21 protein-coding genes are annotated in these 24207 nt (G+C 60.8%); 14 read left to right on the top strand and 7 right to left on the bottom strand.

The window, feature by feature from the left end:
- Window positions 1-39: 39 nt before the first annotated feature.
- From BJP06_RS00315 to BJP06_RS00300, 3 genes are all read right to left on the bottom strand, one after another.
- Window positions 40-660, bottom strand: coding sequence for a heme-copper oxidase subunit III (locus BJP06_RS00315; RefSeq protein WP_176754846.1), 621 nt, complete (start codon window positions 658-660; stop codon window positions 40-42).
- Between the two features lie 455 nt (window positions 661-1115).
- Window positions 1116-1547, bottom strand: coding sequence for a cytochrome c oxidase subunit 4 (locus tag BJP06_RS00305; RefSeq protein ID WP_070362190.1), 432 nt, complete (start codon window positions 1545-1547; stop codon window positions 1116-1118).
- Between the two features lie 17 nt (window positions 1548-1564).
- Entirely contained in the window at window positions 1565-2659 is a 1095-nt protein-coding gene (locus tag BJP06_RS00300; RefSeq protein WP_070362189.1) for a cytochrome c oxidase subunit II, read from the bottom strand.
- A gap of 436 nt (window positions 2660-3095) precedes the next feature.
- On the opposite strand from BJP06_RS00300, the gene asnB reads away from it, so the two are divergent.
- Window positions 3096-5018 (top strand): asparagine synthase (glutamine-hydrolyzing), encoded by a 1923-nt coding sequence (gene asnB / locus BJP06_RS00295; protein WP_071572450.1) that lies wholly within the window; start codon window positions 3096-3098, stop codon window positions 5016-5018.
- A 13-nt stretch (window positions 5019-5031) separates the two neighbouring features.
- Complete coding sequence (locus BJP06_RS00290) at window positions 5032-6024, top strand: S41 family peptidase (protein WP_071572448.1); 993 nt, start codon at window positions 5032-5034, stop codon at window positions 6022-6024.
- A gap of 76 nt (window positions 6025-6100) precedes the next feature.
- On the opposite strand, the gene BJP06_RS00285 is transcribed toward BJP06_RS00290, so the two are convergent.
- Window positions 6101-6445 (bottom strand): iron-sulfur cluster assembly accessory protein, encoded by a 345-nt coding sequence (locus tag BJP06_RS00285; RefSeq protein WP_070362187.1) that lies wholly within the window; start codon window positions 6443-6445, stop codon window positions 6101-6103.
- Window positions 6446-6595: 150 nt separating this feature from the next.
- Here BJP06_RS00285 and BJP06_RS00280 point away from each other — a divergent pair, with 150 nt between their 5' ends.
- Both BJP06_RS00280 and BJP06_RS00275 read left to right on the top strand, forming a co-directional pair.
- Entirely contained in the window at window positions 6596-7303 is a 708-nt protein-coding gene (locus tag BJP06_RS00280) for a DUF3043 domain-containing protein (RefSeq protein WP_083433138.1), read from the top strand.
- An 18-nt stretch (window positions 7304-7321) separates the two neighbouring features.
- Window positions 7322-8320 (top strand): nicotinate-nucleotide--dimethylbenzimidazole phosphoribosyltransferase, encoded by a 999-nt coding sequence (locus BJP06_RS00275; RefSeq protein WP_071572446.1) that lies wholly within the window; start codon window positions 7322-7324, stop codon window positions 8318-8320.
- Window positions 8321-8327: 7 nt separating this feature from the next.
- Here the strand turns inward: BJP06_RS00275 and BJP06_RS00270 are convergent, their stop codons facing one another.
- The gene (locus BJP06_RS00270; protein ID WP_070362184.1) at window positions 8328-9443 is read right to left on the bottom strand and encodes a branched-chain amino acid aminotransferase; all 1116 of its coding nucleotides are present in this window, start codon (window positions 9441-9443) and stop codon (window positions 8328-8330) included.
- Window positions 9444-9590: 147 nt separating this feature from the next.
- Between BJP06_RS00270 and BJP06_RS00265 the strand changes: the two genes are divergently transcribed.
- Window positions 9591-11081 (top strand): leucyl aminopeptidase, encoded by a 1491-nt coding sequence (locus BJP06_RS00265; RefSeq protein WP_071572445.1) that lies wholly within the window; start codon window positions 9591-9593, stop codon window positions 11079-11081.
- Between the two features lie 9 nt (window positions 11082-11090).
- Here BJP06_RS00265 and BJP06_RS00260 read toward each other — a convergent pair whose 3' ends face one another.
- Window positions 11091-11486, bottom strand: coding sequence for an oxidoreductase (locus BJP06_RS00260; protein ID WP_070363466.1), 396 nt, complete (start codon window positions 11484-11486; stop codon window positions 11091-11093).
- Window positions 11487-11642: 156 nt separating this feature from the next.
- On the opposite strand from BJP06_RS00260, the gene sucB reads away from it, so the two are divergent.
- From sucB to BJP06_RS00220, 8 genes are all read left to right on the top strand, one after another.
- The gene (gene sucB / locus BJP06_RS00255; RefSeq protein WP_071572443.1) at window positions 11643-13664 is read left to right on the top strand and encodes a 2-oxoglutarate dehydrogenase, E2 component, dihydrolipoamide succinyltransferase; all 2022 of its coding nucleotides are present in this window, start codon (window positions 11643-11645) and stop codon (window positions 13662-13664) included.
- Window positions 13665-13830: 166 nt separating this feature from the next.
- On the top strand, window positions 13831-16689 hold the full coding sequence (gene gcvP, locus BJP06_RS00250; protein WP_071572441.1) for an aminomethyl-transferring glycine dehydrogenase: 2859 nt from the start codon (window positions 13831-13833) through the stop codon (window positions 16687-16689).
- A 12-nt stretch (window positions 16690-16701) separates the two neighbouring features.
- Window positions 16702-17769: a glycine cleavage system aminomethyltransferase GcvT gene (gene gcvT, locus BJP06_RS00245; protein WP_070363465.1), complete on the top strand. Its 1068-nt coding sequence runs from the start codon at window positions 16702-16704 to the stop codon at window positions 17767-17769.
- Window positions 17770-17771: 2 nt separating this feature from the next.
- Window positions 17772-18164 carry a glycine cleavage system protein GcvH gene (gene gcvH, locus BJP06_RS00240; protein WP_083290837.1) on the top strand — a complete coding sequence of 131 codons (393 nt, stop codon included), beginning with the start codon at window positions 17772-17774 and terminating at the stop codon, window positions 18162-18164.
- Window positions 18165-18182: 18 nt separating this feature from the next.
- A complete protein-coding gene (gene lipB / locus BJP06_RS00235) occupies window positions 18183-18983 on the top strand; it encodes a lipoyl(octanoyl) transferase LipB (protein ID WP_071572439.1) in 801 nt (266 codons plus the stop codon).
- A 39-nt stretch (window positions 18984-19022) separates the two neighbouring features.
- Entirely contained in the window at window positions 19023-20069 is a 1047-nt protein-coding gene (lipA, locus tag BJP06_RS00230) for a lipoyl synthase (protein WP_070363464.1), read from the top strand.
- A gap of 51 nt (window positions 20070-20120) precedes the next feature.
- Window positions 20121-20909: a DUF4191 domain-containing protein gene (locus BJP06_RS00225; RefSeq protein ID WP_070362178.1), complete on the top strand. Its 789-nt coding sequence runs from the start codon at window positions 20121-20123 to the stop codon at window positions 20907-20909.
- A gap of 2 nt (window positions 20910-20911) precedes the next feature.
- A complete protein-coding gene (locus tag BJP06_RS00220; RefSeq protein ID WP_083433137.1) occupies window positions 20912-22177 on the top strand; it encodes a threonine/serine exporter ThrE family protein in 1266 nt (421 codons plus the stop codon).
- Here BJP06_RS00220 and BJP06_RS00215 read toward each other — a convergent pair.
- On the bottom strand, window positions 22174-22650 hold the full coding sequence (locus BJP06_RS00215) for an RDD family protein (protein ID WP_071572438.1): 477 nt from the start codon (window positions 22648-22650) through the stop codon (window positions 22174-22176). The genes BJP06_RS00220 and BJP06_RS00215 overlap by 4 nt on opposite strands.
- 101 nt (window positions 22651-22751) lie before the next feature.
- Between BJP06_RS00215 and glnA the strand changes: the two genes are divergently transcribed.
- Entirely contained in the window at window positions 22752-24188 is a 1437-nt protein-coding gene (glnA, locus tag BJP06_RS00210) for a type I glutamate--ammonia ligase (protein ID WP_071572436.1), read from the top strand.
- The last annotated feature ends 19 nt before the right edge of the window (window positions 24189-24207 follow it).

Below are 24207 nucleotides of genomic sequence, written 5' to 3'. Positions count from 1 at the left end.
CCTTCCGTCATTTCGACGGCGACTCTACGTATCAGATACCTATTGAACGATATACAGAGTAATGAAGACGCCGACCCAAATTACGTCAACAAAGTGCCAGTAGTAAGAGGTCACCATTGCTGCAGTAGCTTGTGCCGGAGTGAACTTCGACTTAGATACGCGGAGCAGCACAACCACGAAGGCAATAATGCCGGCGGTCACGTGCGCCATGTGGAAGCCAGTGATGATGAAGAACACTGACCCGAAGACACTCGCCTGAATGGTCACGCCGTGCATGATCATTTCTCCCCACTCGAAAGCCACGAGTCCGAGGAAGACAACGCCAAGCGCGATAGTTACCGTGAACCATTTGCGGAGCCCAAAAACGTCACCCCTTTCTGCTGCAAATACGCCGAACTGAGAAGTCACGGAAGAAGACACAAGCACGATCGTGATGATCAAGCCGAACATCACGTTCAGGTGTGCCGTCTGGTTATCCCAGTCGCCTGCGGTCATACCGTTTGCACGCGAGGTGAAATACATCGCGAACAAACCGGCAAAGAACATCAACTCTTGGGCGAGGAACGCGATCGTGCCAACGCTGACCATGTTTGGTCGGTTCAGCGCCGGGACACGATTCTGCGGTGTCGCCATACCTTGGTTAGAAATTGCGGTCGTCACGCATGTGATTATCCCCTGTTTTCGGGTCAAAGTCATCTCCTTTCACCCACAAACTTTCCGGCAGATTTCGCGCTAACCTGCCTTTTCTGGCCTAATAGCGCTCGAAGGAAATAACTTTCTGCAATACCGGGAACTTTTCTAGCCACTCATCCGACTACATCAATGCAGGTCACAACTTTCTCGACTTCATTCAGCTCACTTTCGGCTGATTTTTAGGCAATCCAGGATTCTTTTTCATCGACTCTTTGCGGTGTTTCAAAAGTTCCCAATAGTGATGGGACTCACATTCCACCGCTGCCGTTTCCGACTGTAGACCTACTTTCGTATGACCCCCAAGTGTTACGAATGAGTTCAACCGAAAGGATGAAAATAGCAAGCAAAAATCCCCCTCAGCCTTAGCTGAAGGGGATCAGTTTTCGCCGACACCTCCCGAAGGCGGGGAGGTCAGCGAATCTTTAGTGCTTCTCGCGCGGGATACCGTACTGGAGATTCAGCTGCGTAGTGGTCCACACGAGGAATACTGCGCCAAACACGACGAGCCACAGCTGCCAGAATGCAATTCCGAGTCCGAGGAACATAACCGCACCAGACATTGCGAACGGCCAGATGGAGCTTGGCGAGAAGAAGCCGAGCACGCCTGCGCCATCTTCAACCTCTGCCTCTTCCCAGTCTTCCGGAACAACGTCCATGCGACGCTCGGTGATGTCGAGGTAGACGGCGAGCATGAAGCAGAGCGCAGTAGCGAGAACTAAGCCAACGCCACCGACCCATTCGAGCCCGTAGAGGTAAGCATCTTCGCCAATCCACGCTGTGCTGATCATGTAGAAGACTGCCATCAGCGCCAGGAAGGTACCGATTGCGTAGAAAACTTTTGAACCAGTTGCCATTTCTCTGCCTTCTCTTTCTATACCGTCGCGTTAGGGTCGTTGGTGTTGTTGCCGTCGCGGGTGCCGTGGCGGTCAGACACGAACGGACGTGTGGAGGTGGCGTACGGCGCTTCGCCGATGGATGCGAGCGCATCGGAGTTTGGCGCCTCAGGGTTGTCAATACGGAACTGAATGTACTGAGCAAACTTTTCTGGGGTCACGGCACGAACCTCGAAGTTCATCATCGAGTGGTAAGTACCGCACATCTCGGCACAGCGACCAACGAATGCGCCAGTCTTATCGATCTTCTCAATCTGGAATGCACGCTGCTGCTGGTTCACCTCTGGGTGAGCGTAGGTATCACGCTTGAAGAGGAATTCAGGAACCCAGAATGCGTGGTTCACGTCACCGGATGCGAGACGGAACTCAATCGCACGATCGGTTGGCAGGACGAGCACCGGAACCTCTTCGGTGGTTCCGAGAGTCTCAATCTCATTGAAATTGAGGTACGAGAGGTCACCGGTAGAAGTGCCGTGGATTGGGTTCGGGTTCTTAATATTCTCGTCGTCGTACTTCGTTGCCTCAGCCTTGGCCTGACGCTCGGTGTCAACACCGTCATATGCCTGACCGTTCGAGGTGAACTCACCGTCAACGTTTGCGTAGCCAAACTTCCAGTTCCACTGGTATGCGGTTACGTCAACCGTCACCTTCGGGTCCTTGCCGAGGGCTGTAGTCTTCGTCTGCGCCTGGACGGTGAAGAAGAAGAGCACCATAACAATGACGATCGGAATGATCGTCAGCACAAGTTCCAGCGGCACGTTGTACTGGAGCTGCTTCGGGAACTCAGACTTGCCGCGCTTCTCCTGGCTCTTCGCGTTCCACTTGAAAATCGCGGTGAGGAACAAGCCCCACATGATGATGCCGATAATCCATGCTGCAACCCAGGTCCATACCCAGAAGTTGTACATCTGCTCACCCTCAGGGGTAACAGGATCTGGCCAACCCATATCCAGCACCTTCGAGAGCGCCTCTGGCGGTGCAACCTCACAGCCCGTCAGCGCGAGACCGCCCAGCAGGAGCGATCCGGCAACTGCGATTTTCTTCGCGAAGTTGCGGTCCTTTACCTTTTCCACGTGTGTCTGCCTTCCTGTCCACACTCGCTGTTTACGGCAGGACGCACAAACAGGTGCGCCCAAGCATTGTTACTCCGTCAGAATAGTGGATAAGGCGCATCGCCTCTGAATTCTTTTGATTTTGAGTCGAGGTAAGCATTCGCTGTCAGCTGACATCTTTTACCGTGTATGCAAAAGCGGTGCACTCAACGGGTTTTGCATAAAACGGTACAAACGTCCTGGTAAGAGCTTTATTTTTCACCCAAATTGCTCAACCATAAGTTGGCCCCCTTTTGGGGACCGAATAAAGGATGAAGAATTTCCGCATTTTGGCGCTGGTTTCGCTGGTTCGCGCATCTCCTACAGAAAACCCTATTGTTGATTGGAAGAAATGCTTCGTGGCCCAGCACTCCGCACGGCTGCGTACACCTTATATATAGGAGAGGTTTTCAAGTCTATGTGTGGCCTGTTGGCTCTACTCACCACAAACAGCAATGCTGCAAGCTTCGTGGAAGCCGCGGAACGCGCGTTGCCCTGCATGTATCACCGTGGCCCTGATGCCGCCGGCACCTGGAACGACGACCACGCCGTTTTTGGTTTCAACCGCCTTGCCATTATCGATCTCGAGCATTCTCACCAACCCCTACGCTGGGGCCCGAAGGAGAATCCGGAGCGCTACGCGCTGACGTTCAACGGCGAGATTTATAACTACATCGAGCTTCGCGAGGAACTGCAGGAGGCAGGCTACAATTTCAATACCTCGGGGGACGGTGAGCCAATCGTAGTCGGCTTCCACCACTGGGGAGAGAAGGTTGTCGAACACCTGCGAGGCATGTTCGCGTTTGTCATTTGGGATACCGAGACACAGCGTATGTTCGCGGCACGTGATCAATTCGGCATTAAGCCCTTGTTTTACGCCACTACCCCGGTCGGTACCGTGTTCGCTTCCGAGAAAAAGTCCATCCTAGAAATGGCTCCAGAGCTGGAGATTGGTCTCGAGTTAGATCGGCGAGCTATCGAGCACTACGTTGACCTGCAGTATGTTCCCGAACCAGAAACGTTGCACGAGAGCGTTCGACGCGTGGAGTCTGGCTGCACGGTGTCACTGACGCCTGGCGGTGAAGTCACATCGGAGCGCTACTTCAAACCACACTTCAAACCACAGCAAGTCCCACAAGGTCAAGAACAGAAGCTTTACGACAGGATCGCTCAGGCGCTCGAAGACTCCGTCGAGAAGCATATGCGTGCGGACGTCACCGTCGGTTCTTTCCTCTCGGGCGGCATTGATTCGACAGCGATTGCGGCCCTGGCGAAGAGGCACAATCCGAACTTGCTGACGTTTACCACCGGCTTCGAGCGCGAGGGCTACTCCGAGGTAGACGTGGCTGCGGAGTCCGCTGAGGCGATTGGTGTTGAGCACATCGTGAAGATTGTCTCGCCTGAAGAGTACGCGGACGCGGTGCCGAAGATCATGTGGTACCTCGATGATCCGGTCGCGGACCCTTCGCTTGTCCCGCTGTTCTTCGTCGCACAGGAGGCCCGCAAGCACGTCAAGGTGGTGCTCTCGGGTGAGGGTGCCGACGAGCTGTTCGGTGGGTACACCATCTATAAGGAACCGCTGTCGCTCGCGCCGTTCGAGAAGTTGCCGACGCCTCTTCTACGGGGACTGAACAGGCTAAGCCGTGTGCTGCCGGAAGGCATGAAGGGCAAGAGCTTACTCGAACGCGGTACGACCCCAATGGAGGACCGTTACTACGGTAACGCTCGTTCCTTTAACTTCGAGCAACTACAGCGTGTGCTGCCGTGGGCGAAGCATGAGTGGGACCACCGCGAGGTCACCGCGCCGATTTACGCCACATCGACAGAGATGGATCCAGTTGCCCGGATGCAAAACTTGGACCTGTTTACCTGGATGCGCGGCGATATCTTGGTCAAGGCGGACAAGATGAACATGGCGAACTCGCTGGAGTTGCGCGTGCCGTTCCTGGATAAGGAGGTCTTTGAGGTCGCACAGACGATTCCGTACGACCAGAAGATCGCGCACGGCACCACCAAGTACGCGTTGCGTAAGGCGATGGAGCAGATCGTTCCGCCGCATGTTCTCCACCGCAAGAAGCTGGGATTCCCTGTTCCGATGCGCCACTGGCTGGCCGGCGATGAGCTCTTTGGCTGGGCGCAGGACACTATCCGCGATTCGCAGACCGACCATATCTTCGCCAAGGACCAGGTGCTGGAGATGCTCAAGGAGCACCGTGACGGTGTTTCCGATCATTCGCGTCGCCTTTGGACGGTGCTTGCGTTTATGATCTGGCACGGCATTTTTGTCGAGCATCGCATTGATCCGGGCATCGAGCACAAGGAATACCCGGTTCAGCTTTAAGGAGGACCTGCTCATGTGGACCAAGAAACGGGTACTGACTACCATCGTCGCGATGCTCAGTGCGCTGCTCCTCGCAGTTGGCGCCGTGGCGTTCGTCTACGGTCCGACGCTCACCGCGATGCTGACGGGCACCGCTCGTTTCGCGGGGACACAGACGCCGAAGCGGTATAGCGCGACGGTGCTCGCGCTCGCCGAGCAGGGCATCTACGCCGACTCGACAGAGTTCGAGGAGGCGAAGGCCCGCGCAAAGGAGGCCGCAAAGCAGGCTGATACGCTTCACGACGTTTACCCCGCCCTCGAGGACGCAGTCAAAGCTGCTGGCGGGAAGCACTCCCGTCTGATTGAACCTGGTAACCCTAACCTCGGCTGGACTATGGAAGAGAAGTCGGAAGCCGCAGTCAGCGTCGAGGGCCGCGTTGCGGTGGCAACCGTGCCTGGCGTCGATCAGCACGATGATGTGCAGGGCTACGCAGACACGCTCGCAACAGGTCTGGCTTCCGCACGTGATGCCGGGGCATGCGGGGCGGTCGTTGACCTGCGTGGCAACGACGGAGGCGACATGGGTCCAATGGTCTCAGGCCTCTCCTCACTGTTGCCGGATGGCGCGGTGCTCGAATTCGTCTCTCGGACGAACACTACCCAGGTCACGGTTGAGGGGAACTCGGTGACCGGCGGCGGCACCCCGATCACGACTTCTGGCGGGAAGTGGGATGCGCCGGTGGCGGTCTTAGTCGATGGCGACACTGCTTCGTCGGGCGAGGCCACGATGCTGTCGTTCCGGGGGCTCGAGCACTCCCGCAGTTTCGGGTCCCCTACTGCGGGCTACGCGTCGGCAAACATGGTGTACGACTTCCCGGACGGCAGCCTGCTGATGCTGACTATCGCGAAGGACAAGGCACGCACTGGCGAGGAGTTCGCCGAAGATCCGGTGCAGCCCGACGTCGAAACCGATGTGCCGTTCGAGGAGGCCAAGCAGTGGCTCGACACCGAGTACGGCTGTAAATAGTCCGCGCAGACGAAACACCCCGCGCTCCCCTCAATCATGAGGTGGGCGCGGGGTGTTGGCGTCGAAAAGCTACTGCTTAGTTGAAGCTATCGCCGCACGCGCAGGCCGAGCCAGCGTTCGGGTTATCGATGGTGAAGCCCTGCTGCTCGATGGTGTCAGCGAAATCGATCGTTGCACCGGTGAGGTACGGCACGCTCATCTTGTCCACGACGAGGCGCACACCCCCGACAACGTCAGCCTTGTCGCCGTCGAGCTCGCGGTCGTCAAAGTACAGCTGGTAGCGCAGGCCAGCGCAGCCACCTGGCTGAACAGCAATGCGAAGCGAAAGGTCGTCGCGGCCTTCCTGGTCGAGCAGAGCCTTCGCCTTTGCAGCCGCTGCTTCAGTAAGGGTCACGCCCGTGGCAGAGGTAGGTGCAGTCATTCTTTCTCCTTGCTTAGCGAATATCTTCACGCAAGATGCGTGCTTCGGAGTGTGGCACTAGCGTACTCGCATCACACCGTCATCGTCTACAGCGTATGGGAGCGGGCGCTTATTCCCCACTTTCGGGGACGGCCTTGTAGCCTGTATAGCGTGAAACTTCCTTGGCAGAAATCTGATGAGGCTCCAGCCGCCGCTGCTGCCGCAGCGAATCGAGCGGAGACTCCCGAAACCGACGCGGAACCCGCGAAAAAGTACCCGAAGGGCTACACCCCTCCAAAGGGGCGGCCGACGCCGAAGCGCATCGATCAGGAGATCAAGCGCGGCGTAGTGCGCGACCCCAACGCGACGACTCCTGCTCAGCAGTACCAGAAGAACAAAGAGTTAAAGAAGTCGATGTCGAAGGAGGAGTGGAAAGCCTATAAGAAGCAGCAGCGCGAAGAGGCGAAGAAGCACAACCGTGAGGTCCAAGCCAAGATGGACGCCGGCGACGAGCGCTACCTCATGGACCGCGACCGTGGCGAAACCCGCCGCTTCGTCCGCGACTGGGTGGATTCTCGCCGCTTCATGAACAACTACGCGATGCCTCTGGCGATCCTGCTGTTCCTCATCCTCTTTATCGGTTCTTGGTACCCCGAGATTGCCGGAGCCATCGCCATTTTGCCGATGGTGTTTATCGTGCTGATTCTTGGTGAGGCATTCCTGATCGGCAAGCGTGCGAACAACGCTGTGCGCGCGAAGTTCCCGGGCACTGCAGATACCGGTTTCGGTCTTGGTATGTACGCGTTTTCGCGCGCGTCGCAGCCGCGGAAGTGGCGCTCGCCGAAGCCACAGGTGCGCATCGGCGAGACCGTGAACTAAACGGACAAAGGACGTTTCATGGCTGTTGCATTCGACCCGATTGAGCATCCAAGCGAAACCCTGCGCCGCGAGCTTGCCCGCGAACTACAGCGCAGCCCGGAGGGGCGCGGTCTCGGTCGCGTGGGAACGATTGCGGAGTGGACTGCCTCGGTGCAAAACCGTACGTGCCCGGTTGCGTTCCGTCAGCCGCAGTGCGTGCTTGTCGCCGGTAACCACGGTGTCGCAGCACGCGGTATTTCCGCGCAACCACACGACGCCGCCTGGACCACTGTAAAGCAGATTGCGGCAGGTGGCGGCGTCGCTCGCGTTGCTGCGGAAGCCGCGGGCGCGTCGATTATTCAGATTAATGACTACTTAACGCTGCCGACAGGCGCGATAGACCGGCAAGCCGCCATGACGCCCGAGGCGTTCGAGCAGGCAGTCGCGCACGGTGCTCGCGTCGTTGACCAGGGCGTAGACAGTGGAGTTGACCTGTTCATTCCTGGAGACATTGGCGTCGGCAATTCGACGGTCGCCGCCGCCGTCTATGGCGCGCTGTCGCGCACCGAGCCGGTCAAGGTCATCGGACGCGGCTCGGGCATCGACGACAACGTCTGGAAGGTGAAAGTTGCGGCAATTCGGGACGCCATGTTCCGGGTGCGCACCTTTAGTGACGACGTCCCCCGCGTCCTTGCCGAGCTTTCGGGGCCAGATTTCGCGTTCCTTGTCGGTATGTTCGCGCAGGCCGCGGTTCGTCGAACCCCCGTACTTTTCGACGGCCTCTACGCCACCGTCGCCGCCTACGCCGCCGAGCGCCTCGCACCCGGCACGAAGCAGTGGATCATGGCGGGCCAGCTCAGTCCGGAACCCGCCCAGATGCTGGCGCTCCAGGCCCTCGATATCATTCCGGTGCTGGCACTGGACTTGTCGCTCAACCAGGGAGTGGGCGCGCTCGCAGCGCTGCCGCAAATCAACCTGGCTTCTGAGCTCGTTACTACAGTGCTCGGGCCGGAGGCCCCAGAGGGCGCCCCGGCCTGAGATCCCTCTAGTTCTCGGCTGGGACGAGCGTGTGGTTCCAGCCGTGGACGTCTTCGACCGAGCCGTCCTGGATACCGCGCAGGCGCTCGCGCAGCTGCATGGTGATGGTGCCGGCCTCATTGTTGTTTACGGTGAACTCACCGTGGCGGCTCAGCACGCGCCCGACCGGAGTGATCACCGCTGCGGTACCGCATGCAAGCGTCTCACTGATGGTGCCGTTTTCAGCGCCCTTGTGCCACTGCTCCACCGTGATCTTGCGCTCCTCGGTGCTGTAGCCGAGGTCTTCCGCAACCTGCAGCAGCGATTTGCGGGTGATGCCCGCCAGGAGGGAACCGGACAGTGCTGGGGTGATCAACTTCGCGTCCTTCCCGCTGCCCTCGACGAACATGAGGTTCATGCCGCCCATCTCTTCGATGTACTTGCGCTCAATGGCGTCGAGCCAGACAACCTGGTCGCAGCCCTTTTCTTCTGCCTCGGCCTGCGCGAGCAGGGAACCCGCGTAGTTGCCAGCGAACTTGGCGTCACCGGTGCCGCCGGGCGCCGCGCGGACGTATTCCTCGGAGATCCACACGCTGACGGGCTTGACGCCGCCGGAGAAGTAGGCGCCAGCTGGGGATGCAATGAGGTAATAGGTGTAGGTGCTCGAGGGCTTCACCCCGAGCGTCTTCTCGGTGCCAATCATAAATGGACGCAGGTACAGCGCCGCTTCCCCACCAGCTTCGGGGACCCAGTCCTTATCAATCGTCACCAGCTGCTGCAGCGACTCGATGAACAGATCCTCCGGCAACTCAGGCATTGCCAGGCGATGCGCGGAATGGGCAAAACGCGTCGCATTCTGCTCGGGGCGGAACGTCGTGATCGAGCCGTCGTGGTGACGGTATGCCTTCAGGCCTTCGAAGATCGCCTGCCCGTAGTGGAAGACGTTGGTCGCCGGGTCCAGCGAGATCGGCCCGTACGGGCGGACCTGCGCGTTATGCCAACCGTTGGCCTCGTCCCAGTCGATGGAGACCATGTGGTCAGTAAACTCTTGCCCGAAGGCTGGGTTTGCGAGCACTGCATTGCGCTCTTCGTCAGTTGCCTTGTTCGGATTCGGGATAATTTCAAATGGTGTGCCTTGAGTCATGCAGACCACCCTACTCCCCGATTCCACTCTTTGGAACCGGAATTCCATATTTTCTTCCACGCACAAATAGCTTGCCCCGCGCCACGCGTCCCTTATTCCAGGTACCCTTGGCGATGTTCAATAATCTTAAGAAAGGCGCATGTACTCATGACTTTTTCGGTTCCTGAATCGCTGCTCCCGGTCCGGGGCGACTCCGTCTCCCTCAACTTTTCGACGTCCGCTCCGAGCGACACCGCTGCCCTCTTGCTACCCGTGACCTCGGATGACTCGAAGGTTGAAGTCCCAGTGACCTCACTGGCACCGAAGGGTGCACTCGAGGCGCTGGAGACAGTCGGCGCGAAGGGCACCGCCGGCGAGATCACCCGCGTGGTCGTTGATGGGAAGTTGGTCATCGCCTTTGGCCTGGGCAACGCCGATGAGATTGATGACGAGACTGTCCGTCGCGCTGTCGGTTCCCTGGCTCGCACACTGTATGGCACGGAGTCTGCGGTGATCTCGACTGAGTTCGGCGTCGCCCCCGTCGTGGAGGGCCTGCTGCTCGGCGCGTACAAGTACAAAGGCTTCAAGGCCCCGTGCCAGTGCGGCTGCGACGGCGAGCACGGGCTTACCGACGTCACCGTTGTAGGCAAGGACGACGAAAAGGAAGCATTCGACCAGGCAGTGATTCTCGCCGAGTCGGTCATGCTGGCGCGCGATCTTGTGAACACGCCGTCGAACCACCTCTACCCTGCCGTGTATGCGGAGCTCATCGAGAACGTCGGCAAGCAGGTTGGACTCGAGGTCGATGTGTTCGACGAAAAGCAGCTTGAGGAGCAGGGCTTCGGCGGCATCCTCGCGGTCGGCAAAGGCTCCGCCCGCGCACCTCGCTTAGTGCACCTGAAGTGGACGCCTTCCGCGTCGAAGTCCTCTGTCGCGTTGGTTGGCAAGGGCATCACCTTCGATACCGGCGGCATCTCCCTCAAGCCGGGCGCAAAGATGGAGGACATGATTTCCGACATGGGCGGCTCTGCTGCTCAGTTCGGCGCAATTGTTGCAGCTGCCCGCCTCAACCTGGATGTTGCGGTCGACGCCTGGCTGCCACTCGCGGAGAACATGCCATCCGGCACTGCCACCCGCCCAGGCGACGTGATTCGCCACTACGGCGGCATCACCAGCGAGGTACTCAACACCGATGCTGAAGGCCGCCTCGTGCTGGCAGACGCGATTGCACGCGCGGCTGAAGATAACCCTGACTTCATGATTGAGACGTCCACGCTGACCGGCGCTCAGCTCGTCGCCCTCGGCAACCGCACTGCCGGCGTCATGGGCTCTGATGAGTTCCGCGACCGCGTCGCTGCGCTGGGCCGCGAGGTTGGCGAGCAGGCCTGGGCGATGCCACTGCTGGAGGAACAGGAAGAAGAGCTGAAGTCCCCCGTCGCCGATATCCGCAACGTCCACAATGCCCGTACCGGCGGCATGCTGTTCGCTGGCCTGTACCTGTCTCGCTTCGTCGGCGAGGACACCGAGTGGGTGCACATCGACGTCGCCGGCCCGGCGTGGAACGGTGGCTCGCCACGCGGCTACACGCCGAAGCGCGCGACCGGCGCCCCGCTGCGCACGATCGTTGCAACGCTTCGCAGCATTGCTGAAGCCAACTAGTCCCCGGATTTAGGAAAAGGGATGTTCGCCGCGCTCAAACTTGGCGCGGCGTTCTTTCTGTTCCGCTCGCTTCCGCAGGATGCGTTCTTGCTCCATCTTGCGACGCATCCGGTCCGGGTACCCGGTCTCTTCGACGTCATAAAGAGATATATTCAGCAGCGTAGCGACGGCGTCGATACCTTTGGGACCTCCGATGCGCCGGCGGGTGTAGTTGCCCTCTTCATCGACAAGCACGACGGACATCTCGTTGACCATCGTTTCCGGCTCAACAAACCCCTCAACGAAGGCACGCTGCGCAACCCATTCCTGGAGGTAGGCAGCGTCTTCCGGCCGGATGGTTTCGCCGGGCGCGCGTGGGGGTTTGAAGGTGGTCTGCTTCTTCCGCTTGCCGAACAGGTTAAACACTTCTCTCATCATACGGATATTTCTCGACGCCCCAATTCTGCGTTTGGTGGCCTTCAACAAATTAGTTGCCCCCGAAAGGCACGAAAGTCTTCGGTGACAGGTACGCTATTGACCTGTATAGCTTCTACGAAAATGTATCTGCGAGGAGACTAAATTATGGCGCACTCTGTCGAGATGCCTGAGCTGGGCGAATCCGTCACGGAAGGCACTATCACCACCTGGCTGAAGGAAGTCGGCGACAAGGTAGAGGTCGACGAACCATTGCTGGAGGTTTCCACCGATAAGGTCGACACGGAGATTCCTTCCCCTGTCGCCGGTGTAATCCTCGAGATTAAGGCCGAGGAAGACGACACCGTTGATGTCGGTGACGTGATTGTGATTATCGGCGAAGAAGGCGAAGCCCCGGCATCGGACTCGGCAAAGGACGAGGAGCCTCAGGAAGAAGAGGAGCCAAAGAAAGCTCCGGAGGAAGAGAAGGCTGACAAGCCTTCCTCCGGCAACGCCACCGACGTCTCCATGCCTGAGCTTGGCGAATCCGTCACCGAAGGCACCATCACCACCTGGCTGAAGGAAGTCGGCGACACCGTCGAGGTCGACGAGCCACTGCTCGAGGTCTCCACCGACAAGGTCGATACCGAGATTCCTTCCCCTGTCGCAGGCACCCTCGTAGAGATCCTCGCTGAGGAAGACGACACCGTCGAGGTCGGCGAAGTCATCGCCCGCATCGGCGACGCTGACGCCAAGCCAGCTGAAAAGGAAGCTCCAAAGGCCGAAGAGCCAAAGGAAGAAAAGAAGGAAGCTCCGGAGGAAGAGAAGGCTGACAAGCCAGCCTCCGGCGACGCTACCGACGTCTCCATGCCTGAGCTCGGCGAATCCGTCACCGAAGGCACCATCACCACCTGGCTGAAGGAAGTCGGCGACACCGTCGAGGTCGACGAGCCACTGCTCGAGGTCTCCACCGACAAGGTCGATACCGAGATTCCTTCCCCTGTCGCAGGCACCCTCGTAGAGATCCTCGCTGAGGAAGACGACACCGTCGAGGTCGGCGAAGTCATCGCCCGCATCGGCGACGCTGACGCCAAGCCAGCTGAAAAGGAAGCTCCAAAGGCCGAAGAGACAAAGGAAGAAAAGAAGGAAGCCCCGAAGGCTGAAGAGCCTAAGGAGGAGAAGCCGAAGGACGAGAAGCCTGCATCGCAGGCTTCGACCAAGGTGAACAAGTCCGACGGTTCCCTCCCGTACGTCACCCCGCTCGTGCGCAAGCTGGCAGAAAAGCACGGCGTTGATCTTTCCACGGTCGAGGGCACTGGCGTTGGTGGCCGAATCCGCAAGCAGGACGTGATCGCTGCGGCGAAGGGTGGATCCGACGACAAGACCGAGGCATCGGCTCCGAAGTCCGAGGAAAAGAAAGGCGCACGCTCCAACTGGTCCACCAAGTCCGTGGATCCGGAGAAGCAGTCGCTGATCGGCACCACCCAGAAGGTCAATCGCATCCGCGAGATCACCGCTGCGAAGATGGTCGAGTCGCTGCAGACCACGGCTCAGCTCACGCACGTTCAGGAAGTCGATGTCACCCGCATCGCAGAGCTGCGCAAGCGCGTGAAGCCGGAGTTCATCAAGAAGCACGACGCCAACATCACCTACCTCGCGTTCTTCATCAAGGCGACGGCCGAGGCCCTGGTCTCCCACCCGAACGTCAACGCGTCCTACGATGCGGAGAAGAAGGAGATCACCTACCACGAGGACGTCAATATTGGTGTCGCAGTGGATACGCCACAGGGCCTGCTCGTGCCGGTGATCAAGCGTGCACAGGACCTGAACCTGGCGCAGATCGCGCAAGCTATCAACGACCTGGCGACCCGCGCACGCAACAAGAAGCTGCGCCCGGACGACCTGTCTGGTGCAACGTTCACGGTGACCAACATCGGTTCCGAAGGTGCACTGCTGGATACGCCGGTGCTCACCCCGCCACAGGCAGGCATCCTGGGTACCGCGGCGATTGAGAAGCGCCCGGTCATCGTTACAGAGGAAGGTAGCGACTCCATCGCGATCCGCCAGATGTGCTACCTGCCATTCACCTACGATCACCAGCTGATCGACGGCGCAGATGCAGGCCGCTTCGTCACCACGATCAAGGACCGCATCGAAACCGGCGACTTTGAAGACGACCTAGACCTCTAAAACAGGTCAAGATGAGGAATCTTAGCGGTGGCCCCAATGCCAATACGGTGTTGGGGCCACCGCTGTTTTCACCTCTGCATATTTTCAGCTGACTGGCCGACCCAGGCCAGTTTTGCCCCGTAGACTATTCACGACATCAGGTTCAGAACTACCAAAGGAGTAGATCTTGGATTACATCACCCGCCATATCGGTCCGGACACGCAGGAAACGGAGGCGATGCTCGCGAAAGTCGGCTACGACTCACTCGAGGCGCTGACCACTGCCGCGATCCCCGCCGATCTGCTACTTCAAGGGCCACTCAACCTTCCCGCCCCGCTCACGGAATACCAGGCGCAGGATCGGTTGCGGGAGTTGGCGTCGAAAAATGAGGTGCTCAAGGCGTTCTACGGCCAGGGGTACTCGTCGACGTTGACGCCGCCGGTAATTCGGCGCGGTGTGGTCGAGGATGCTGGGTGGTACACGGCGTATACACCGTATCAGCCTGAGATTTCGCAGGGTCGTCTTGAGGCACTGCTGAACTTCCAAACTATGGTGCAGGACCTGACCGGCCTGGACATTGCGAACGCTTCCCTGCTGGATGAGGCTTCGGCGGCTGCGGAGGCTGTCGGCTTGATGGCTCGCGCAGTGCGCAAGGGTCGGACGGTGCTGCTGGATGCGCGCCTGCACCCGCAGGTGTTGCGGGTCGCGTCGGAGCGTGCTCGCACGCTTGACCTCGAGGTGGAGGTCGTTGACCTGCGTGAGGGGGTCGTGGGAGAGGGCCTCGTGGGTGCCATCGTGGCCTACCCCGGCACCGAGGGCGACGTGGTTGATCCTCGCGTGGTGGTCGAGGCGGTGCACGAGCGCGGGGGCTTGGTCGCGGTGGATGCGGATATTCTTGCGCTGACGCTGCTGGAGTCCCCTGGTGAGCTTGGCGCGGATATCGCGATCGGGTCCACGCAGCGCTTCGGCGTTCCGCTGTTCTACGGTGGCCCGCACGCCGCGTACATGGCGGTCAAGGAGAAGATGAAGCGCCAGCTGCCGGGCCGCCTGGTGGGTGTGTCGAAGGACGCGGAGGGCACTCCTGCCTACCGCCTGGCCCTGCAGACCCGTGAGCAGCATATTCGTCGCGAGCGCGCGACCTCCAACATCTGTACCGCGCAGGCGTTGCTCGCGGTGACAGCGTCGATGTACGCCGTGTACCACGGCCCACGCGGTCTTGAGGCTATCGCTGCTCAGGTGCATGACTGGGCGGCGCGCTTCGCCAAGTCCCTGCGTGACGCGGGTATCGAGGTCAAGCACGACGCGTTCTTCGACACGGTGGCCGTCGTCGTGGACAGCTCCGAGGCAGTGTGCGAGCGCTTGGCGGATGCCGGTTACCTGGTGCGCCCGATTGACGCGACCACGGTGGGTGTCTCCTTCGGTGAGGACACGTCGGAGGACGACCTCGCGGCGCTGCTCGCTGGCTTCGGTGTCGACACGGTTGCTCACGAGGCGCCGTCCGCGCTGCCCGAGGCGCTGCGCCGCACAACGGAGTTCATGACGCACCCCAATTTCAACTCGGTGCATTCTGAGACGCAGATGATGCGCTACATCCGCAAGCTCGGCGACAAGGACCTCGCGCTGGATCGCACGATGATCCCGCTGGGTTCCTGCACGATGAAGCTGAACCCGACCGCGGGCCTAGAGACCATCACGTGGCCAGCATTCGCGAACGTGCACCCGTACACACCGGATCGCTTCACGGCTGGTTGGAGGGAGCTTATCGACGAGCTCCGCGCCTGGCTTGTCGAAATCACCGGATACGCCGAGGTATCTATGCAGCCAAACTCGGGTGCGACGGGCGAGCTGGCTGGCCTGTTGGCGATTCGCCGCTACCACGTTTCCCGTGGTGACCATGGCCGTGACATCTGCTTGATCCCGGCGTCGGCGCACGGTACGAACGCTGCGTCGGCGACGCTGGCGAACCTTCGGGTGGTCGTCGTAAAGACTGCGGAGGATGGCTCGATCGACCTGGCTGACTTGGATGCGAAGCTTGAGCAGCACGGCGAGCACGTCGCAGCGATTATGGTCACCTACCCGTCCACGCACGGTGTGTATGAGGACACGGTGCAGGCCGTCGCGGAGAAGGTGCACGCGGTGGGCGGTCAGGTCTACATCGATGGCGCGAACATGAACGCGCTGACTGGGCTTGCGCGCCCGGGTGACTTTGGTGGCGACGTATCGCACCTGAACCTGCATAAGACGTTTACGATTCCGCACGGCGGTGGCGGCCCGGGCGTTGGCCCGATTGGTGTGGCGGAGCACCTGATTCCGTTCCTGCCGACGGACCCGAACGTCGACCCAACGCATGCGGCCGACCCTGCCCCAGTTGGCGAGGGCGTGCCGGTTGCCGCGGCGAAGTTCGGCTCGGCGGGCGTGCTGCAGATCGCGTGGTCCTACATCGCGATGAGCGGTGCGGAGGGGTTGGCGTCCGCAACTGCGCATGCGGTGCTGGCGGCGAACTACGTGGCTCACGAGCTGCACGATTCCTTCCCGGTGCTCTACACCGGCGAGCATGGGCTGGTGGGCCACGAGTGCATCCTTGACCTGCGCGAGCTGACGGACCGCTCGGGCGTGACCGCGGCGGATGTGGCGAAGCGCCTGGTGGACTACGGTTTCCACGCCCCTACCCTGGCGTTCCCGGTGGCGGGCACGCTGATGGTGGAGCCGACCGAGTCCGAGGATCTGGACGAGCTGGATCGCTTCATCGAGGCGATGCGTTCCATCCGCACGGAGATCCAGGAGATCATCGACGGCAAGGTATCCTACGAGGCCTCCGTCCTGCACCATGCGCCGTTTACCGCGCACAGCGTCGCTAGCACTGCGTGGGACTACGAGTTCTCCCGCGAGCAGGCCGCCTACCCGGTAGAGCGCTTGGTGCGCGAGAAGTACTTCCCGCCTGTGCGCCGCATTGATGAGGCGTACGGCGACCGCAACCTGGTGTGCTCCTGCCCGCCGCCGGAGGCGTTTGATATTTCTGAAAGTTCAGCGAGTGCGGAAAAGTAAGGAGTGATTGTGATGGCTGAGACCCCTTTGTTTGCAGCGCATGAGGAGCTTGGTGCTTCCTTTACGGACTTCGGTGGCTGGAACATGCCACTGAAGTACGACAACGAGCTTGCGGAGCACCGTGCGGTGCGCGAGCGCGTCGGCATCTTTGATCTCTCCCACATGGGCGAGATTGATGTACGCGGCCCCCAGGCTGCGGAGTTTTTGGACTACACGTTGATTTCCACGCTGTCTACGTTGCGTGTTGGCAAGGCGAAGTACTCGATGATCGTGGCCGAAGATGGCGGCATCATCGACGATTTGATCTCTTACCGCCTCGCAGACGATCACTTCCTGGTCGTGCCGAACGCTGGCAACACGCCCGCGGTGTGGGAGGCATTCCAAAAGCGCGCAGCAAACTTCGATGTAGAGCTGACGAACCGTAGCGCGGACGTCGCGCTTGTTGCGGTGCAGGGCCCTGATTCCTTATCGACGATCGCTTCGCACCTCGACGGCGACGCCGGTGCCTTGGCGTACTACTCGGCGGCACCGATGCGCTTCGGTGACTGCGACGTCTTGGTCGCCCGAACCGGCTACACCGGCGAGGACGGCTTCGAGATCTACTGCGACCGCGAAGACGCCCGCGCGATCTGGGACGCTCTCGCACCGAACGCGACGCCGTGTGGCCTGGCTGCGCGCGACTCCCTGCGGCTCGAGGCGTCGATGCCGCTGTACGGCCACGAGCTTTCCCGCGAGATCACCCCGGTCGAGGCCGGGATGGGCCGCGCGTTTGCGAAGAAAGAGGCGGACTTCGTGGGCAAGGACGCGCTTGTCAGCCGCGAGCCCTCGGTGGTTATTGCCGGCCTGTCGTCGGAGCAGCGTCGCGCCGCTCGCGAGGGTGCCGAGATCTACCTGGGCGATACGCGCATCGGCGTCGTCACCTCCGGGCAGCCTTCGCCCACGCTGCAGCGTCCGGTGGCGCTCGCGCACATCGACCCAGCGCACGCCGAGGTTGGCACGGATGTTGAGATTGATATCCGCGGCCGCCGCTATCCGTTTACTATTGTGGACACACCGTTCTATTCCCGAAAGGACCAGTAATCATGTCTTTGAACCCTGATTTTTACTACTCGGAGGACCACGAGTGGATCAACGCTCGCCCTGAGGACGCTGCTGGCACCAAGGTGCGCGTAGGCATCACGAACGTTGCGGCGGATCGCCTCGGCGAGGTCGTGTTCGCTGAGCTGCCGCAGGTCGGCGACCAGGTCACGGCTGGTGAGACGTGCGGTGAGGTGGAATCGACGAAGTCGGTGTCTGACCTGTACGCACCGGTGACTGGCACGGTGACCGCGGTCAACGAGGACATTGATGGCGCCTACGAGGCCATCAACGAGGACCCGTTCGGTGCTGGCTGGCTCTTCGAGGTTGAGGTCGAGGAGGTTGGTCCACTGATGACGGCGGATGAGTACGCTGCCGCTAACGGTGTCGAAAACTAGCGACTATCGTTGGCAGGCATGACAGCTCCACGCGATCCGTTCTTCCCTGCCGACAAATCCATTCGGGCCTCAGCCGCGCCTATTGATGTGCGCGAGCTGGGGCTCGTTGATTATGAGGAAGCCTGGCACCTCCAGGCTGAGCTGGCCAAGCAGCGTGCGTCGGACGAGATCCCGGACACGGTGTTGGTGCTGCAGCACCCCTCGGTGTTTACCGCGGGCAAGCGAACCCAGCCGGAGGACTTGCCGGATCCGTCGTACCCGGTCTCGGTCGTGGACGTTGATCGCGGAGGACGCATCACGTGGCACGGCGAGGGCCAGCTTGTCCTCTACCCCATCATCAAACTTGCCCAACCGGTAGACGTCGTGGACTACGTGCGCCGCCTGGAGGAGGCGATCATCGAGACGGTGCGCAAGGCGGGGGTACATGCCGCCGGGCGTATCGACGGCCGCTCCGGCGTCTGGGTGCCAAAAACCGTCGACGCGGCGGATAGCTCGGCGTCGCACCGCGATAGGAAGATCGCGGCGCTGGGTATCCGCATCACCCGCGGAGTGACCATGCATGGGCTCGCGCTGAACTGCGACAACACCTTGGAGCACTACGGCCACATCGTTGCGTGCGGCATCGACGACGCCGACGTGACCACGATGAGCCTGGAGCTCGGCCGCGACGTCACACCTGAGGAGATGACCGCTCCGCTGCTCGACGCCCTCAAGCGCGCCCTTGCAGGCGAGCTCGTGGTGGCCGACCACAGCTTTGGTTCGGCACCGGATCCGACGAAGGGGCTCAAACGTCGAGATGTAAGGCGAGCCTCCCATTAAACCTCGACTTTGGAGGGGCTGTCCGTTACGGTGGACGGCGTGACTATTGCACCAGAAGGACGCAAACTACTTCGCGTAGAAAAACGCAACGCCCAGACCCCTATCGAGTCGAAACCGCGTTGGATCCGCAACGCGGTCAAGACCGGCCCTGAGTACGAGGACATGAAAAAGAAGGTGAAGGGCGCGTCCCTTCACACCGTGTGCCAGGAGGCCGGCTGCCCCAACATTCACGAGTGCTGGGAGTCGCGCGAGGCGACATTCCTGATCGGTGGCGCGAACTGCTCTCGTCGCTGTGACTTCTGCCAGATCAACTCGGCGAAGCCCGAGCCGCTCGACGTCAACGAGCCACAGCGTGTGGCGGAGTCAGTTCGCGAGATGAACCTGAACTACTCCACCATCACCGGTGTGACCCGCGACGACCTCGAGGATGAGGGCGCGTGGCTGTATGCGGAGGTTGTGCGCAAGATTCACGAGCTCAACCCGCATACTGGCGTCGAAAATCTCACCCCGGACTTTTCCGGCAAGCCGGATCTGCTCCAGGAGGTCTTTGAAGCTCGCCCGGAGGTCTTCGCGCACAACGTGGAGACGGTCCCGCGCATCTTTAAGCGCATCCGCCCGGCGTTCCGCTACGACCGCTCCCTGGACGTCATCCGCCAGGCGCGCGACTTCGGTTTGATCACCAAGTCCAACCTGATCCTGGGCATGGGTGAGACCCAGGAAGAGGTCATGCAGGCGCTGCAAGACCTTGTTGACGCCGGCACCGACATCATCACGATCACCCAGTACCTGCGCCCCGGCCCGATGTACCACCCGATCGACCGCTGGGTAAAGCCCGAAGAGTTCATCGAGTACCGCGACGCGGCCTACGAGATGGGCTTCGGCGCCGTCATGTCGGGCCCGCTGGTGCGCTCCTCATACCGCGCGGGCAAGCTCTACGTCGAGGCGATGGAGCACCGCGGCCTGGAGTTGCCGGAAAACCTGCGCCACCTGGCGGAAACCTCGAAGGGCGACACTGCCCAGGAAGCCTCGACGCTCCTGGAGAAGTACGGCGCTTCGAAGGATCACCCGGTAGCAACACGTTCCTAACTCGCTTTGGCCACTTTGGTCCGGCCATGTTCGTGACATAGAGTTGACGGCATGGCTCAGTCGAAGGATAAGGCAGCCCTGAAGGCTGCGAAGAAGCAGGAGCGCGCGGCAAAGCGCGCAAAGGGAAAGCAGACACGTAGCCAGATTTGGCAGGCGTTTCAGATTCAGCGCAAGCGGGATAAGAAGCTCATCCCGATTATGCTGGCCTGCCTGCTTGGCATGGGTCTGCTTTTCTTCTTGATCGGCCTCATTTGGGGCGGCCAGTGGTACATGCTGGCGCTCGGCTTGGCGTTCGGTACCGTGCTGGCGATGTGGATGTTCACCCGCCGCTTGGAGCGCTCGATGTACGACGAGGTCGGTGATACCCCGGGCGTTGCCGGTTGGACGTTGGAGAACCTGCGCAACACCATCGGCATGGTGTGGATCACCAAGACCGGCGTGCAGGCCAACACCCATATGGATACCGTGCACCGCGTGATTGGCCTGCCAGGCGTCATCCTAGTCGGTGAGGGCAACGAGAACCGCCTACGCACCCTGATGAAGAAGGAGTCCCGCCGCGTGGACCGCCTGCTGGCAGGCGTGCCGATCCACGAGGTGTACGTGGGCGAAGGCGAAGGCCAGGTTGCAGTGCGTGACCTGCAGAAGCACTTGATGAAGCTGCCACGCCACTACCGCAAGGATGACGTCTACTCCATGAGCGCGAAGCTCGAGGCCATGGACGCTCGTACGCAGCCTGGCCAGATGCCTGGTCTGCCTGGCGGGCCGCTGCCGAAGCAGGCCCAGAACATGGCGGGTATGAACCGCCGTATGCGCCGAATGCAGCAGCGTCAAGGCAAGTAGGTATGTCTTCCTTCGACATGGGCGTCGAGGCCAGCACCGCGCTGCGCCTCGGCGCTCTTTTGTTGTCCGCGGGCGCTCCCGGCTACCGGGTCACCCGCGCCGTGAAGCGTTGTGCCCGCGCGATGCACTTCGACGACGCCGACGTGGTCGTCGGCTTCGACACGATCACGTGCACTGTCCACCGCGGTGATAATTTCCGCACGCTCGTGGCTGATCTTCCGCTGCCAGGGGTGAACGCGTCGCGCATCGAGGCGCTCGAGAATCTGACCAAGCACGAGATGCACCGCTACACCACCGCGGAAGAAATCAACGCTGCCATCGACGAGATTGAGGCAATCCCTACCCCTCGTTGGGGTCCGCTGACCTCAAGCTGCGCGGCTGGCCTTGCATGTGGCGGCTTCGCGGTGCTGAACCACTTTTCCTACTTCACCGCGTTGCTCGTGATTATTGCGGCTGGTGTGGGCCAGTACGTCCGTCTGCGATTGGGGCGTCGACACCTCCTGCAACTAGGCGTCGTGATGGCAGCGGCCCTGGTGTCAACGTTGCTGTTCCTGGCGCTCGCGTGGGCGCTTCCCCACTCCGACTTTGAGCTCTCCGCGGGCTTCGTCCCCGCTATTTTGTACCTGGTGCCGGGCTTTCCTCTGTTCGTTTCTTTGATGGATCTCTCCCGCTTCGACTTCACCTCGGGGCTGCCGAGGTTGTTCTTCGCGCTCGAGGTGGTCATCACCATGATGCTGACGGTCGCGGTCATCGCGATGGTCACCGATGCGCCCGCCCCCAGTACGGTCAGCGCAACCCCGGATCCTGCGTTTTACGGGGCTGCGGCGCTCGCCAGCTTCGTCTCCGTGGGTGGGTTCGCTATTTTGTTTAATGCCTCACGCAGGATGACACTTTTGGCAGCCACGCTCGGCACCGTCGCCAATGTGTTGCGCCTCATGCTTGTCGACGCCCACGTGGAATACTTCCTCGCCTGCCTGCTGGGGACCCTTGTGATCGGTATTCTTGGTTCCTGGCTGGGCCAACACTTTCGGGTGCCGCGCACCACGGTGACCATCCCCGCAGCCGTGGTCATGATCCCCGGTCCCACCATTTACGCGGCGCTTCACCAGATCACGAACGGCAATATCTCCGCGGCAATCGACTCGACTACCGCCGTCGTGCTCACGGTGTTGTTCCTCTCTGGAGGCCTGACGGTGGCCCGTCTGCTCACTGACAAGAACTGGGCGTTCCAGCGCACCGTGGAATTCCGCCCGTTGGAGGAGCCCTAGCTCCGAATCACGGTCGTGTTGGTCGCACGATCGTGCATGCCGCGGCCGTCGGCGTCGACAAGCGCTGCGGGCAGAATGAACGCAGTGAGCAGCGTGCGCACTGCCGCGCGCCACAGCCCGACGGGCTCTTCTGCGTCGACGCGGGCCACCCCCATCCCGAGGATCGCCATGCCCGGCGTGCGTGCAAATAGCCAACCGCAAATGATGCCCAACACGATCCACAACAGATACGTCAACGTCGACGTGCCACCGAAAACGGTGGTGTTGGCATGAATGATCGCTGCAGCCGCCCAGGCAATTGCCCAGTCGATCGCGACGCCTCCCATGCGTCGCGCCACCGACGCCTGCGCACCTGCGCCCTCCTTCGGCAACCCAAGGAACTGCCCCGGGTAGTCAGGGATCGAGTCATCGCCTTTGAACTGGCCGGGAAGCTCCGGGCCGTCGAGCCATCGTTTTCCTTGGGGTGCAGACATGCGACATAGCCTATCCTCTTTTCCCAAAAAGCTGTTACAGAGCGGGAGCTACACGCTAGAATTGTGCGAAGTTCCCAACGCCGTCCGAAGGAGAAAAGGTCGTGTCTTTCGAAACTATCGAAGACGTAAAGAAGTTCATTCAGGACGAGAACGTGGAGTTTGTCGACGTCCGGTTTACCGACGTCCCCGGCATCGAGCACCACTTCTCTATCCCTGCCTCCATGTTTGACGAAACCGTCATGGAAGAAGGCCTCGCCTTCGACGGCTCATCGATTCGTGGCTTTACCACCATCGAGGAGTCCGACATGACGCTCATGCCGGATCTCGCCACCGCGAAGCTGGACCAGTTCCGCGCAGCGAAGACCCTGAACGTGAAGTTCTTCGTCAACGACCCATTCACCCTCGAAGCGTTCTCCCGCGACCCGCGCAACGTTGCGCGCAAGGCGGAGCAGTACCTGGCTTCCACCGGCATCGCCGATACCTGTAGCTTCGGCGCCGAGGCCGAGTTCTATCTCTTCGACTCCATCCGTTACGAAGTCGAAGGCCACCGCGCGTTCTACGAGATCGACGCCGAAGAAGGCTGGTGGAATCGTGGCAAGGAAACCGACGCAGTCGGCGGCCCGAACCTTGGCTACCACAACCGCGTGAAGGGCGGCTACTTCCCCGTCCCACCACACGACAAGACCGTCGACGTGCGCGACGCCATGGTCAAGAACCTGCGCGAATCCGGCTTCGAAATCGAACGCTTCCACCGCGAGGTAGGCAACGGCGGCCAGCAGGAGATCAACTACCGCTTCAACACCCTCCTGCACGCGGCCGACGACCTGCAGGACTTCAAGTACATCGTCAAGAACACCGCCACCCAGTACGGCAAGACGGCTACCTTTATGCCGAAGCCCCTGGCCGGTGACAACGGTTCCGGCATGCACGCCCACCAGTCCCTCTGGAAGGACGGCAAGCCACTGTTCTACGACGAGAACGGCTACGGCGGGCTCTCCGACATCGCCCGCTGGTACATCGGCGGCATCCTCGAGCACGCCGGCGCTGTCCTTGCGTTTACCAACCCGACGCTGAACTCCTACCACCGCCTCGTTCCAGGTTTCGAGGCCCCAATCAACCTCGTGTACTCCCAGCGCAACCGCTCCGCCGCGATCCGCATCCCGATCACGGGCACCAACCCGAAGGCGAAGCGCATCGAGTTCCGCGCACCGGACCCATCGGGCAACCCGTACCTCGGCTTCGCTGCGATGATGATGGCCGGCCTCGACGGAGTGAAGAACCGCATCGAGCCACACGCCCCAGTGGATAAGGATCTCTACGAGCTGCCACCAGAGGAAGCCAAGGACATTCCGCAAGCGCCGACCTCACTCGAAGCCTCGCTGCAGGCCCTGCAAGACGACTTCGAGTTCCTCACCGAAGGCGACGTCTTCACCGAAGATCTCATCGACACGTACGTGAAGCTCAAGTACGACAGCGAGATCACCCCGGCGCGCCTGCGCCCGACGCCGCTGGAGTTTGAGCTGTATTTTGACTGCTAGATTCTGAGCCCAGGTTCGT

The organism is Corynebacterium sp. NML120713 (assembly GCF_001875735.1).
GTDB lineage: Bacteria > Actinomycetota > Actinomycetes > Mycobacteriales > Mycobacteriaceae > Corynebacterium > Corynebacterium pseudogenitalium.
The sequence above is the reverse complement of the archived record's forward strand: the minus strand, read 5'-3'. Positions and strand labels throughout refer to the sequence as shown.